Below are 13,288 nucleotides of genomic sequence, written 5' to 3'. Positions count from 1 at the left end.
CGCCGACCCCTGGGCCGTGGAACTGCGCGAGCTCGGCCGCCGTCCGGGCTCGATGCAGGAGCTCGACCGCACCGTCCCGGCCCCCGAGGGCTGGCGGCTGGAGATGATCGGCGTCCCCGAGGGCGCGCCGGTCCACCTGCGGCTGCGCCTGGAGTCGGTGATGGAGGGCGTGCTGGTCTCCGGCGACGTCGAGGTGCCGGTCGAGGGCCAGTGCGCCCGCTGCCTGGACCCGGTCGAGGACACCTACGACCTCGACGTCCAGGAGCTGTTCGCCTACCCGGGCAGCACCACCGAGGCCACCAGCGAGGAGGACGAGGTCCGCCTCGTCGAGGGCGAGCGCATCGACCTCCAGCCGATGGTGCGCGACGCCGTCGTCCTCGCCCTGCCGCTCTCCCCCACCTGCACCGAGGACTGCGCCGGCCTGTGCTCCGGCTGCGGCCAGCGCCTCGACGACCTGCCGGACGACCACTCGCACGAGCTGGTCGACCCCCGCTGGGCCGGCCTCGCCGGCCGTTTCACCACCGGAGCGGTCACCGACCGTCCGGGCGACCCTGAGGAGAACTGACCGTGGCCGTCCCGAAGCGGAAGATGTCCCGCGCCAACACCCGCGCCCGCCGGTCGCAGTGGAAGGCGAGCGCCCCCACGCTGGCCCCCTGCCCGAACCGCGCCTGCGGCCAGCTCAAGCCGCCGCACCAGGCCTGCCCGAACTGCGGCCAGCACGCCGGCCGCCAGGTCCTCTCGGTCTGACCCGGTACGACGTGGGCAGCGCCGCCCGCCCGCCGGTCGTCCCCGACGGCGGCTCGCCGGCGGGTCCGGCGCACGCCGACTCCGCGGCCGCCTGGCTGCTCGACGCCCTCGGCATCGAGCTGCCCGGCGGCCTGCTGGCGTTGGCGCTGACCCACCGCTCCTACGCCTACGAGCACGGCGGCCTGCCCACCAACGAGCGGCTGGAGTTCCTCGGCGACGCGGTGCTCGGCCTCGTCGTCACCGACGAGCTCTACCGCAGCCAGCCGGACCTGCCGGAGGGCCGGCTGGCCAAGCTGCGCGCCTCGGTGGTCAACATGACCTCGCTGGCCGGGGTCGCCCGGCGGCTCGGCGACGGCGGCCTGGGGCCGCACCTGCTGCTCGGCCGCGGCGAGGAGACCACCGGCGGCCGGGAGAAGGACTCGATCCTCGCCGACGCGCTCGAGGCGCTGATCGGCGCCGTGCACCTGGGCGTGGGCCTGGAGACCGCGGCGGCCGTCGTGCACCGCCTGTTCGACCCGCTGCTGGTCGAGTCCGCCACCCGCGGTGCCGGCCTGGACTGGAAGACCAGCCTCCAGGAGCTCGGCGCCGCCCGCGGCCTGGGCGCCCCCGTCTACGACGTCACCGACGAGGGCCCGCCGCACGCCAAGACCTTCACCGCCGCGGTCTCGCTGGCCGGCGTCGTCCGGGGCAAGGGCACCGGGCGCACCAAGAAGGCCGCCGAGCAGGAGGCCGCCGAGGCCGCCTGGCGCGCCGTCTCCGCCGACGCCCCCGCGCCCGCCGGGGACTGACCCGTGCCCGAGCTGCCCGAGGTCGAGGTGGTCCGGCGCGGCCTGGAGCGCTGGGTCGCCGGGCGCACCGTGGCCGCCGTCGAGGTGCACCACCCGCGCGCGGTGCGCCGGCACCTCGAGGGCGCCGACTCCTTCGTGCAGTCGCTGACCGGCCGCACGTTCAGCGCCGCGCACCGCCGCGGCAAGTACCTGTGGCTGCCGCTGACCGAGGCCGACGGCACACCCGCCGGCCGGGCGTTGGTCGCCCACCTCGGCATGAGCGGGCAGCTCCTCGTGGAGAAGCGGTCCCAGCCCGACGAGACCCACCTGCGCGCCCGGTTCACCTTCACCGACGGCGGCCGCGAGCTGCGCTTCGTCGACCAGCGCACGTTCGGCGGGCTCGCGGTCGAGGACGCGGACGGCGAGCGGATCCCGCCGCGGCTGGCGCACATCGCCATCGACCCGCTCGACACCTCGTTCGACGAGGCCGGCTTCAGCGCCGCGCTGCGCCGCCGGCGCACCGAGGTCAAGCGGGCGCTGCTCGACCAGACGCTGATCGGCGGCGTCGGCAACATCTACGCCGACGAGGCGCTGTGGCGGGCCCGCCTGCACGGCACGCGGCCCACCGACCGGCTGACCCGCACCCAGGTCGCGGACCTGCTCGACGGCGTGCGCAGCGTGCTCGGCGAGGCGCTGGCGCAGGGCGGCACCTCGTTCGACTCCCTCTACGTCGACGTCAACGGGCAGAGCGGCTACTTCTCCCGCTTCCTCGCCGTCTACGGCCAGGCCGACCGGCCCTGCCCGCGGTGCGGGACGCCGATCGTCCGGGAGTCCTTCACGAACCGGTCGAGCTACAGCTGCCCGCAGTGCCAGCCGCGCCCGCGCGCGAGGCGGTCGTGAGCGACGCCGTCCGCGTGCGCGTGCTGGTCTCCGGCCGCGTGCAGGGCGTCGGCTACCGCTGGTTCGTCCGCGGCCTGGCCGAGGCCGCCGGCCTGTCGGGCTGGGCGCGCAACCTGCCCGACGGCCGCGTCGAGGTCGAGCTGGAGGGACCGGCCGACGACGTCCGCGCCGTCGTCGCCGCGCTGAGCGGCCCGGCCGCCCCCGGCCGGGTGACCGGGACGGCGCAGGAGGACCGCGTGGTGCAGGGGGTCCGCGGCTTCACCACCGCGTGACGAAGGCGACATCCCCCCGACACGATGACGCTCCGGTCTTGGCGTTGACCTGCGTGTCGGGGGCTGTCACCCTGGGGGCACGAAGCCCGCGCCGACCGACCTCCCGGGGCGGCGGGCACCCCCTCTCGCTGTCGGAAAGGCCGTTTCCGCCATGGCCAAGGCCCTGTTCGGTTCCGTCGTGTCCCCCGCGGAGCTCCGCGTACTCGAGGAGAACGCGGTCCTGCGTGCCAAGGTGCGCCGCCTGGAGCAGGAGCTGACCGAGCTGCGGGCCCAGCGGGAGGCGGCCATCGCCCACGAGCTGCTGAGCCTGACCGGCGACAACGCCGAGCCGGCCCTCGCGTAACCGCGTCCTCCTCCTCAGCACCACCCGCCTCGCCCGCCCCGGCGCACCACCCCGGGAGGACTAGGCTGCCGAGTCCGTGCACCTGTCCAGCCTGACGCTCAAGGGCTTCAAGTCCTTCGCGTCCCCGACGACGCTCCGGCTCGAGCCGGGCATCACCGCCGTCGTCGGCCCCAACGGCTCGGGCAAGTCCAACGTCGTCGACGCCATCGCCTGGGTCCTGGGCGAGCAGGGCGCCAAGTCGCTGCGCGGCGGCAAGATGGAGGACGTCATCTTCGCCGGCACCGCCGGCCGCCCGGCGCTGGGCCGGGCCGAGGTGACCCTCACCATCGACAACGCCGACGGCGCGCTGCCGATCGACTACACCGAGGTCTCGGTCACCCGCCGGATGTACCGCTCCGGCGAGAGCGAGTACGAGATCAACGGCGACAAGGTCCGCCTGCTCGACGTGCAGGAGCTGCTCAGCGACGCCGGCATCGGCCGCGAGATGCACGTCATCGTCGGCCAGGGCCAGCTCGACGCCGTGCTGTCCGGTCGCCCCGAGGACCGGCGCGCGTTCGTCGAGGAGGCCGCCGGCGTCCTCAAGCACCGCAAGCGCAAGGAGAAGGCGCTCCGCAAGCTCGACGCGATGCAGGCCAACCTCGACCGGCTGGCCGACCTGACCGCCGAGCTGCGCCGCCAGCTCAAGCCGCTGGGCCGCCAGGCCGAGGTCGCCCGCCGCGCCGCCGGCGTGCAGGCCGAGCTGCGCGACGCCCGCCTCCGGCTGCTCGCCGACGACCTGGTCGGCCTGCGCGACGCCCTGGCCAAGGACGTCGCCGACGAGACCGCGGCCCGCGAGCGGCGCGCCGTCGTCGAGGCCGAGCTGGTGCAGGTGTCGACGCGGGAGAGCGCGCTGGAGGCGGCGCTGGCCGCGGACGCGCCGCGCCTGGGTGCCGCGCAGGACACCTGGTACCGGCTGTCCGCGCTCGGCGAGCGGTTCCGCGGCGTCGCCCAGCTGGCCGCCGAGCGGCACCGCCACCTGTCCGCCGCCGGGCCCGCCCCCACGGGCGGCCGCGACCCCGAGCAGCTGGAGGCCGAGGCCGACCGGGTCGCCGCGACCGAGGCCGAGCTCGCCGCCGGGCTCGAGGCCGAGCGCGGCCGGCTCGCCACCGCCGTCGCCGCCCGCACCGGGCTGGAGGAGGCGCTGGCCGCGGAGGAGCGCGCCTGGGTGGCCGCCACCCGTGCGCTCGCCGACCGCCGCGAGGGCCTGGCCCGGCTGTCGGGGAAGGTCGCCGCCGGGCGCTCCCGCGCCGCCGCCGGGCAGGCCGAGGTGGAGCGGCTGGCGCAGGCCGCCGCCGAGGCGGCCGCGCGCGCCGAGGCCGCCGGGGCGCGGCTGGCCGAGCGGCGGGCCGGCGTCGCCGACGCCGACGACGAGGACGTCGCGCTGGTCACCGCGCACACCGACGCCGTCGCCGCGCACACGGCCGCCGCGCGGGCGGTCACCGAGCTCGCCGACGCCGAGCGCGCCGCCGAGCGCGACCGCGCCTCCTGGGCCGCCCGCCGCGACGCGCTCGCCCTGGGCCTGGCCCCCGCCGACGGCGCGGCCGCCGTCCTCGCCTCGGGCCTGCCCGGCGTCGTCGGGCCGGTCACCGACCGGATCACCGTCGCGCCCGGCGCGGAGGTGCCGCTGGCCGCCGCCCTCGGCGGGCTGGCCGAGGCCGTCGTCGTCACCGGGGTCGCCGAGGCCACCGCCGTGCTCGCGCGGCTGCGCGACACCGACGCCGGCCGCGCCGGGCTGCTGGTCACCGGCGGCCCGCCCCCGCTGCCGCGCGAGGGCTGGCCGGCGCTGCCCGAGGGCCTGTCCTGGGCGCTGGACCTCGTCGAGGCGCCCGCGGAGCTGCACCCGGCGCTGGCCCGCGCGCTCGACCGGGTCGCCGTCGTCCCCACCCTCGACGCCGCCCGCGCGCTGGTGGCCACGCACCCGCGGGTGCGCGCGGTCACCGCCGACGGCGACCTCGTGGGCGCCGACTCCGCCACCGGCGGCGCGACGAACGCCCCCTCGGGCCTGGAGGTGCGCGCCCGCGTCGACGAGGCCGAGCGCGAGCTCGCCGCCGCCAGCGACCGCGCCGCCGACCTCGCCGACCGGCTGGCCGCCGCCCGCGAGACCGCCCGCGCCCGCTCGGCCGACGTCGACGCCGCCCTGGCCGCCCGCCAGGCCGCCGACCGCAGCCGCTCGGCGCTCGCCGCGCAGCTCGCCGAGCTGGGTGCGGCGGCCCGGTCGGCCGCCGCGGAGGCCGAGCGCTCGGACGCCGCCCGGCGGCGCGCCGAGCGGGCGCTGGAGGAGTCGCGGGCCGGGCTCGCCGAGCTCGAGGCCCGGCTCGCCGAGGCGGAGGCGGCGCCGGTCGAGGAGGAGCCGTCGGCCGAGCAGCGCGACCGGCTGCGGCTGGAGGTGGCCGCGGCCCGGCAGGCCGAGACCGAGGCCCGGCTGGCCGTGCGGACGGCGGAGGAGCGGGCCCGCGCGCTGTCCGGGCGCGCCGACGCGCTGCGCCGCCAGGCCCGGCAGGAGCGGGCCGCCCGCGAGCGCGCGGCGGCCGCCCGGCTGGCCCGCCGCCGCGGCGCGGAGGTCGCCGCCCGGGTGCGCGCCGGCGCCGAGGAGGCCCTCGCCGCGCTGACCGGCTCGCTGACCCGCGCCGCGGCCGAGCGCGACGAGCTGGCCCGGCAGCGCACCGCCCGCGAGGCCGAGCTGCTCGAGGTCCGCACCCGGGTCCGCGCGGCGACCGCGGAGCTGGAGCGGCTCACCGACGAGGTGCACCGCGACGAGGTCGCCCGCGCCGAGCAGCGGCTGCGCATCGAGGCGCTGGAGGAGCGCGCCGCCGAGGAGTTCGGCGTCGACCTGCCCACGCTGGTCGCCGAGTACGGGCCGGCCGCTCCGGTGCCGCCGAACCCGGCGCAGGTCGCCGCCGCCGAGGCCGCAGGCGAGCCCGAGCCCGCCGCGGTGCCCTACGACCGCGCCACCCAGGAGCGCCGGGCCGCCCGCGCCGAGCGGGACCTCACCACCCTCGGCAAGGTCAACCCGCTGGCGCTGGAGGAGTTCGCCGCGCTCGAGGAGCGGCACACCTTCCTGGCCACCCAGCTCGAGGACCTCAGGGCCACCCGCCGGGACCTGCTGACCGTCGTCCGCGAGGTCGACGGGCGCATCCACGACGTGTTCGCGTCCGCGTTCGCCGACGTCGCCCGCGAGTTCGAGGGCGTCTTCGCCACCCTGTTCCCCGGCGGGCAGGGCCGGCTGGTGCTCACCGACCCCGAGGACATGCTCACCACCGGCGTGGAGATCGAGGCCCGCCCGCCGGGCAAGAAGGTCAAGCGGCTGTCGCTGCTGTCCGGCGGCGAGCGGTCGCTGACCGCCGTCGCGCTGCTGGTGTCGATCTTCCGGGCGCGGCCCTCGCCGTTCTACGTGCTCGACGAGGTCGAGGCCGCCCTCGACGACGTCAACCTGGGCCGGCTGCTCACCCTCGTCGAGCAGCTGCGGGCGACGTCGCAGCTGATCGTCATCACCCACCAGAAGCGGACGATGGAGATCGCCGACGCCCTCTACGGCGTGAGCATGCGCGGCGACGGCATCACCGGCGTCATCAGCCAGCGCCTGCGCGAGGCCGACGCCGCGTCCGCCTGAGGCGTCCTCAGACCCCGGAGGGGACCAGCAGGTCGACGACGAGCGGCAGGTGGTCCGAGGCGCCGGCGCCGTCGAGGACCCGCGCCCCGGCGACCTGGATGCCCGGGGTCACCCACACCTGGTCGATGCGCGCGTGCGGGGCGCGGGCGGGGTGGGTGAGTCCCTCCTCGCGCTGCCAGAAGCGCCACCGCGCCTGGTCCTCGCGCTCGCCGGCGACCTCCCAGGCGTCGGTGAACCGCTCGCGCAGGCCGGCGAGCTCGGGGGCGTCGGGGGCGGCGTTGAGGTCGCCGACCAGCACGCCGGTGGCCATGGACTCGGTGGTCAGCGCCGCGAGCAGCTCCACCTGCTCGGCGCGCTCGGCCGCCGACCGCGTCGTCAGGTGGGTGGTGGTCACCCACAGCGCGCCGCCGTCGAGCTCGACCAGGGTGCGCAGCGCGCTGCGCGGCTCGCCGCTGCCCGGCAGCGGGTGGACGTCGCTGACCAGGATCGGCAGCCGGGACAGCAGCGCGTTGCCGTACTGACGCCGCGGCGCGTCCCCGGGGCGGGCCTCGTCGATCGCCGGGCCCCACGCCAGCTGCACGTCCAGCGCCCGGGACAGCAGCAGCGCCTGGTCGACGTCCTCGCTGCGCTCGCCGAAGTGCCGGTCCACCTCCTGCAGGCAGATGACGTCGGCGTCGGCGGCGGCGAGCACCTTCGCCAGCCGCGGCAGGTCGTGCCGCCGGTCGTCGCCCACGCCGTGGTGCGTGTTGAAGGTGACCAGCCGGACGGGGATGGGCGGCTGGTCGGGCCCGGGGGCCGGCTTGACACCACGGGGATCGGTCACCCCGTCAGCCTGTCACCTCCGCCGCCGGGGCCGCAGCGGGCACCGGACCGGCCAGCGGCAGGTCGAGCACCTGCTGCAGGCACTCCTCGCCGTCGGCCCGGTGGTCGCTCACGTGCAGCACGAACCGCGCCCGCCGGCCCTCGAGCACCAGCTCGCCCACCTGGTTGCCGAAGAACGGCCCGGCCGCCTTGACCCACTCCACCGACGCGGGACGGACGCGGGCCGCCCGCGCGATCGCCCCGGTCAGCCACCGCGCCCAGCGGCTCCAGCCGATGCGGAACCCGACCCGGATCGGGTGCGGCGCCTGGTTGTGCAGCGGCGAGACGGTGAGCTGGTGCACCCGCCCGGACAGGCCGCCGGGGGAGACCACCTCGGCGGCGTAGGCGTGGTGGACGTCGCCGGAGAGCACCACCGCCGTCGCCGGTGCCCGGCCGTGCTCGCCGCGGGCCGCGGCCAGCAGCGCGGCGGCCAGCCGGTCGAAGGAGTGCCCGAACGCGGCCCAGTGCTCGAGGTCGGCGGCCTGCCGGAGCGCCTCGGCCAGCCGGCCCAGCGGCCGCCCCTCGTGCCGGACCGCCAGCGCCTCGTCCCAGCGCTCGATCGCGTCGATCGCGTGGGGGAGCAGCCAGGGCAGCGACGTGCCGACCAGCAGGTGCTCGACGCCGTCCGCGACCGCGGCCCGCATCTGCTCCTCGATCCAGGCGAACTCGTCGTCGTCGACCATCCGACGGGACTGCTCGTCGAGCACCCGCCCGGCCCGGCTGTCCACCACGAGCAGCCGCGCGTCGCCCCAGTGGCGCACGTAGCTCCAGCGCACCGACCGCGGGTCCCGGTCGGCGACCTCGGCCATCTCGCGCAGCACCGGCTCGGCGTCGGCCCCCTCGGGCAGCGCGCACACCGCCTGCCACGTCCCGCTGGCCGCCAGCTCGGCGGGGGAGAGGTTGCCCAGGTGCTGGTAGACCCAGTAGCTGACCATGCCGCCGGCGATGCGGTCGGCCCACCAGTCCGTCGTGGTCACCCGGCGCCGCCAGGCGGCCGAGGTGTTCCAGTCGTCGATCATCTCGTGGTCGTCGAAGACCATGGACGACGGGACGGTGGCCAGCAGCCACCGCACCTGCGGGTCGCTCCAGGACTCGGCGTAGAGCCGCGTGTACTCCTCCAGGTCGTGCACCTGGGCGTCGTGGCGCACCGGCCCGCCCCGGCGCAGGCCCAGCCAGCTGCGCGTCGCCGGGGTCAGCTCGTCGGCGTAGACCTGGTCGCCGAGCAGCACCAGCGCGTCCGGCCACTCGTCCTCGGGCAGCGCCGCGACCCGCTCGGCGTAGGCGTCCAGCGCGTCGGGCGGGATGCCCTCGGCGACGTCGACGGTGCCCGGTGAGGCGTAGCGGCAGGAGCCGAAGGCCAGCCGGAAGGGCCCGGGCCGCCCGGGCGTGCGGATCCGGCTCGGCGGGAACGGCGAGCCCTCCTCGGGCCACACCCGGACGCGGTCGGTGCCGCCGGTCGACAGGTGCACCTCGTAGGGCGTGGTGCTGCCCGGCGCCAGCCCCTCGACGACGACGAGCGCGTAGTGGTGCCCGCCCACGCGGAAGGTGCGCGCGCTGCGCCCGAGGACGTCGACGGTGCACGGGCGGTCGGTCTCCACCCACACGGTCGCCGACACGGGGTCGACGTGCCGCAGGAGCGGGCCGAGCAGGAGGGCCGGGGGATCCCCGGCGGGCGGCGGCATGGCCGCCAGCCTCGCCCACCGACCCGGGTTCCGCCCAGAACCCGCTGAGCGCGAACTGGGAGACTGACCGGCATGGAGTTCGTGCTGATCGCGATCGCGATCGTCCTCGTGGCCCTGGTCGCCGGGGTGGGCCTCCTGGTGGGCCGCGGTCGCCGTACCACCCGGCTGGACGAGGACGCCGCCGCCGGCACCACGCTCACCCGCCCGCGGCCGCCCACGGCGCCACCGCCCGCGCCGCCGCGGGAGGACCGGCCGTCGGGTGCCACCGCCTCCGGTCAGGGTCTCGCGCCGGCCGAGCCGGACACCGTCTCGCCCGAGCCGCCGCCCGCCGTCGACCTGCCGCCGGCCGAGGCGGAGCCGGGCGTCGTCTTCGAGACGCCGCCGCCGTCGGCCGGCCGGCTGGTCCGGCTGCGCTCGCGGCTGGCCCGCTCGCAGTCCTCGCTGGGCCGCGGCCTGCTGACCGTGCTCGCCCGTGAGCGGCTCACCGAGGACGACTGGGAGGAGGTCGAGGAGACCCTGCTGGCCGCCGACGTCGGCGTCGCCGCGACCACCCAGATCGTCGAGCGGCTGCGCACCCAGTCGATGGTGCTGGCCACCGCCACGCCCGCCGACCTGCGCGCGCTGCTCGTCCGCGAGCTGACGGCCGTCCTCGGGCCCGACCTCGACCGGAGCCTGGCCACCGACCGGCACGGGGGGCGGCCCGGCGTGCTCCTCGTCGTCGGGGTCAACGGCGCCGGCAAGACGACGACGGTCGGCAAGATCGCCCGTGTGCTCGTCGGGGACGGCAAGAGCGTCGTCCTCGGTGCCGCCGACACCTTCCGCGCCGCCGCCGCCGACCAGCTCGAGACCTGGGGCGAGCGGGTGGGCGTGCTCACCGTCCGCGGGCGGGAGGGCGCCGACCCCGCGTCGGTGGCGTTCGAGGCGGTGCGCACGGGCGTCGAGGCCGAGGTCGACACCGTCGTCGTCGACACCGCCGGGCGGCTGCACACCAAGTCTGGCCTCATGGACGAGCTGGGCAAGATCAAGCGGGTCGTGGAGAAGCAGAGCCCGGTCACCGAGACGCTGCTGGTCCTCGACGCCACCACCGGGCAGAACGGCATCGTGCAGGCGCGGGTGTTCACCCAGGCCGTCGACGTCACCGGCGTGGTGCTCACCAAGCTCGACGGCACCGCCAAGGGCGGCATCGTCGTCTCGGTGCAGCGCGAGCTCGGCATCCCGGTCAAGCTGATCGGCCTGGGCGAGGGCGCCGACGACCTCGCGCCGTTCGAGCCGGAGGCCTTCGCCGAGGGCCTGGTCGGCGCCGCGGACTAGCGGGAGGACCCCCTCCTCCCCACCCCTCGCACGCTCGGGGCGGTGCCCGGGAGGGGCCGGACGACGTCGACGGAGGCTCAGACGCGGGTCGGGTCGAACCCGAAGGGCAGCTCGAGCCGGTGCGCGGCCAGCAGGTCGGCGTCGGAGAGCAGCTCGCGGGTCGGCCCGTCGGCGACCACGACGCCGCCGTCGAGCACCACCGAGCGCGGGCACAGCTGCAGGGCGTAGGGCAGGTCGTGGGTGACCATCAGCATGGTCACCGGCAGGGCCGTGAGGACCTCGGCCAGCTCGCGCCGGCCGGCCGGGTCCAGGTTCGACGACGGCTCGTCGAGCACCAGCACCTCCGGGTGCATCGACAGCACCGTGGCGACGGCGACCCGGCGGCGCTGGCCGAAGGACAGGTGGTGCGGCGGGCGGTCGGCGGCGCCGGCCATGCCGACCTGCTCCAGCGCCGCGGCCACCCGGGCGGCGACCTCGGGCTCGGGCAGGCCGAGGTTGCGCGGGCCGAAGGCGACGTCCTCACCGACGGTCGGCATGAACAGCTGGTCGTCGGGGTCCTGGAAGACGATGCCGACCCGCCGGCGCACCTCCGCGAGGTTCCGCTTCTCCACCGGCAGCCCGCCGACGGTCACCCGGCCGCGCCCGCCGGCGAGGATCCCGTTGAGGTGCAGCACGAGCGTCGTCTTGCCCGCGCCGTTGGGCCCGAGCAGCGCCACCCGCTCGCCGGGCTCGAGCCGCAGGTCCACGCCGAACAGCGCCTGGTGGCCGTCGGGGTAGGCGAAGGCGAGGTCCTCCACGAGGAGCGCGGACGGGGGAGTGCTCACCCCAGCAGCATCCCCGCCGCGAGCACCGCGGCGGCGGACAGGGGCAGGCTCAGCGCCACCAGCCACGCCCGGGCGGGCACCGCGGCGACCGGCCCGGTGGGCAGCACGCCGGTGTACCCGCGCGACAGCATCGCGAGGTGCACGCGCTCGCCGCGTTCGTAGGACCGCACGAACAGCGCCCCGGCGCCGGCGGCCACCACGCGCAGCGCCCCGGGCCCGCGGCTCCGGAAGCCGCGGGACTCCCGGGCCACCCGCATCCGGCGCAGCTCGCCGCCGACGACGTCGGCGTAGCGGACCATGAACGCGAGGATCTGCACGAGGACCGCCGGCAGCCGCAGCCGCTGCAGCCCGTGCACCAGCTCCCGCGGCTCGGTGGTGGCCGCGAGCACGGTGGCGGCGAGCACCGACAGCGTCGCCTTGGCCAGCAGCCCGAGGCCGACGGCCAGCCCGCTCTCCGACAGGGACAGGCCGAGCACCTCGACCCGCGGGCCGCGCGACACGACCGGCAGCAGCAGCGCGAAGACCAGGAACGGCACCTCGACGACCAGCCCGCGGGCCAGCCGCCCGGCCGGCACCCGCGCGACGGCGGCCGCGGCGAGCACCAGGGCGGCGTACCCGCCGTAGGCGGCCGGTGCCCACCCCGCGTGCACCGGGGTGGCGACGACGACCAGCGCGAACGCCAGCACCGCGACCAGCTTCACGTGCGGCTCGAGGCGGTGCACCACGCTGGTGCCGCCGATGTAGGCCGCGCCCAGCGGGCCGCCGTGCCCGGCGCCCACGTCAGTCCTCCGCGGAGGTGCTGCCCACCTCGGCCGGCCGGCCGCTCCGCCGGCGCAGCAGGAGGGTCAGGCCGCCGGCGAGCACCAGGGTGACCGCGACGCCGGCGATCCCGGCCAGCCCGCCCGACAGCCGGCCGTCGTCCACGCCCTCCACGGCGTAGTCGGCCAGCGGTGACCCGGCGGTGGCGCTGTCGCGGGCGGTGTCGGCGAAGCCGGTCTCGCCCGCGGCCCACTCCAGGCCGTCGGGGTGCGAGCTGGCGTAGTGGCTGACGAAGCCGGCGACGACGAGCGTGACGAGCAGGCCCACGAGCCACAGGCCGCGACGGCGGCTCATCGCACGACCTCCTCGGTCCGCAGGCCCGGGCGGGTGGCGAGGTCGGCGGGGCGGCGCAGGTGCGCGGCGCCGTGCACGAGGTCCGGCCGCACCGACAGCACCGCGCCCAGCACCGCGACGGTGATGACCGCCTCGCCGATGCCGATGAGCACGTGGATGCCGCCCATCGCCGCGGCCACCGTGCCCAGGGGCACGTCGGCGACCCCGCCGGCGGCGAACAGCGCGACGAAGGCGAGCGCGGCCGCCGGCACCGACGCGAACGCCCCGGCACCGGCCGCGGCGAGCAGCCCGCCGCGGGTGCGCGGCAGGACCCGCAGCAGCAGGCGGAACAGGCCGTAGCCGACGCCGACGGCGACCACGCCCATGAGCGTCACGTTGGTGCCCAGCGCGGTGAGCCCGCCGTCGGCGAAGAGCACCGCCTGGACGACGAGGACGACGGTCGTGCAGAGCACCGCCGTCCAGGGCCCGACCAGGACCGCGGTGAGCGCGCCGCCGATCAGGTGGCCGCTGGTGCCGGCGCCGACCGGGAAGTTGACCATCTGGACGGCGAAGACGAAGGCGGCGGTGAGGCCGGCCAGGGGAGCGGTGCGCTCGTCGAGCTCACGGCGGGCGCCGCGCAGCGCGAGGGCGACCGCGCCGGCGGCCGCCGCGCCGGTGGCCACGGACGTCGGCGCGTCCAGGAAGCCGTCGGGGACGTGCACGCGGACCTCCACGGGACTCGCGGGCGGCCGGGTACCACCCGCGGGAACCTTATTGCACACCGTTTGCAACTGCACATCCCTCGCAGACGGACTCCCGTGTGGCCGCGGCCACGCCCGC

At 77.3% G+C, this 13,288-nt stretch carries 14 protein-coding genes; 8 read left to right on the top strand and 6 right to left on the bottom strand.

The genetic code is table 11. The features are described 5' to 3' along the window. The first annotated feature begins 16 nt into the window (after nt 1–16). The 7 genes from ACI8AB_RS12855 to smc all read left to right on the top strand — a co-directional run bounded on the left by ACI8AB_RS12855 (nt 17) and on the right by smc (nt 6,678). A complete protein-coding gene (locus ACI8AB_RS12855; protein ID WP_456950432.1) occupies nt 17–565 on the top strand; it encodes a YceD family protein in 549 nt (182 codons plus the stop codon). Between the two features lie 2 nt (nt 566–567). Further along, nucleotides 568–747: a 50S ribosomal protein L32 gene (gene rpmF / locus ACI8AB_RS12850; RefSeq protein WP_089402499.1), complete on the top strand. Its 180-nt coding sequence runs from the start codon at nt 568–570 to the stop codon at nt 745–747. Nucleotides 748–758: 11 nt separating this feature from the next. Continuing rightward, a complete protein-coding gene (gene rnc, locus ACI8AB_RS12845; protein WP_456950431.1) occupies nt 759–1,535 on the top strand; it encodes a ribonuclease III in 777 nt (258 codons plus the stop codon). A 3-nt stretch (nt 1,536–1,538) separates the two neighbouring features. Then, nucleotides 1,539–2,414, top strand: coding sequence for a bifunctional DNA-formamidopyrimidine glycosylase/DNA-(apurinic or apyrimidinic site) lyase (gene mutM / locus ACI8AB_RS12840; protein ID WP_456950430.1), 876 nt, complete (start codon nt 1,539–1,541; stop codon nt 2,412–2,414). Then, a complete protein-coding gene (locus ACI8AB_RS12835; RefSeq protein WP_456950429.1) occupies nt 2,411–2,686 on the top strand; it encodes an acylphosphatase in 276 nt (91 codons plus the stop codon). Before mutM ends, ACI8AB_RS12835 begins: the two co-directional genes overlap by 4 nt. Nucleotides 2,687–2,837: 151 nt before the next feature. Beyond that, nucleotides 2,838–3,029: a hypothetical protein gene (locus tag ACI8AB_RS12830; RefSeq protein ID WP_456929224.1), complete on the top strand. Its 192-nt coding sequence runs from the start codon at nt 2,838–2,840 to the stop codon at nt 3,027–3,029. A 76-nt stretch (nt 3,030–3,105) separates the two neighbouring features. Next, nucleotides 3,106–6,678, top strand: coding sequence for a chromosome segregation protein SMC (smc, locus tag ACI8AB_RS12825; RefSeq protein WP_456950428.1), 3,573 nt, complete (start codon nt 3,106–3,108; stop codon nt 6,676–6,678). Between the two features lie 7 nt (nt 6,679–6,685). Here smc and ACI8AB_RS12820 read toward each other — a convergent pair whose 3' ends face one another. Continuing rightward, entirely contained in the window at nt 6,686–7,501 is an 816-nt protein-coding gene (locus ACI8AB_RS12820) for an endonuclease/exonuclease/phosphatase family protein (RefSeq protein ID WP_387993498.1), read from the bottom strand. 4 nt (nt 7,502–7,505) lie between these two features. After that, entirely contained in the window at nt 7,506–9,221 is a 1,716-nt protein-coding gene (locus tag ACI8AB_RS12815) for an alkaline phosphatase D family protein (RefSeq protein ID WP_456950427.1), read from the bottom strand. Nucleotides 9,222–9,293: 72 nt separating this feature from the next. Here ACI8AB_RS12815 and ftsY point away from each other — a divergent pair, with 72 nt between their 5' ends. Then, nucleotides 9,294–10,532: a signal recognition particle-docking protein FtsY gene (ftsY, locus tag ACI8AB_RS12810; protein WP_456950426.1), complete on the top strand. Its 1,239-nt coding sequence runs from the start codon at nt 9,294–9,296 to the stop codon at nt 10,530–10,532. A gap of 77 nt (nt 10,533–10,609) precedes the next feature. Here ftsY and ACI8AB_RS12805 read toward each other — a convergent pair whose 3' ends face one another. The 4 genes from ACI8AB_RS12805 to ACI8AB_RS12790 are packed head-to-tail and all read right to left on the bottom strand — an operon-like array spanning nt 10,610 to nt 13,170. Then, a complete protein-coding gene (locus ACI8AB_RS12805) occupies nt 10,610–11,356 on the bottom strand; it encodes an energy-coupling factor ABC transporter ATP-binding protein (RefSeq protein ID WP_456902622.1) in 747 nt (248 codons plus the stop codon). After that, the gene (cbiQ, locus tag ACI8AB_RS12800) at nt 11,353–12,135 is read right to left on the bottom strand and encodes a cobalt ECF transporter T component CbiQ (RefSeq protein ID WP_456950425.1); all 783 of its coding nucleotides are present in this window, start codon (nt 12,133–12,135) and stop codon (nt 11,353–11,355) included. Before cbiQ ends, ACI8AB_RS12805 begins: the two co-directional genes overlap by 4 nt. 1 nt (nt 12,136) lies before the next feature. Then, the gene (locus tag ACI8AB_RS12795; protein WP_387993483.1) at nt 12,137–12,469 is read right to left on the bottom strand and encodes a PDGLE domain-containing protein; all 333 of its coding nucleotides are present in this window, start codon (nt 12,467–12,469) and stop codon (nt 12,137–12,139) included. Continuing rightward, nucleotides 12,466–13,170, bottom strand: a complete 705-nt coding sequence (locus ACI8AB_RS12790) for an energy-coupling factor ABC transporter permease (RefSeq protein ID WP_456950424.1) — start codon at nt 13,168–13,170, stop codon at nt 12,466–12,468. The genes ACI8AB_RS12795 and ACI8AB_RS12790 overlap by 4 nt, the downstream gene beginning before the upstream one ends. Nucleotides 13,171–13,288 lie beyond the last annotated feature (118 nt).

Source organism: Geodermatophilus sp. SYSU D00698 (assembly GCF_054050335.1).
This window is presented reverse-complemented; position numbering and strand designations above follow the sequence as displayed.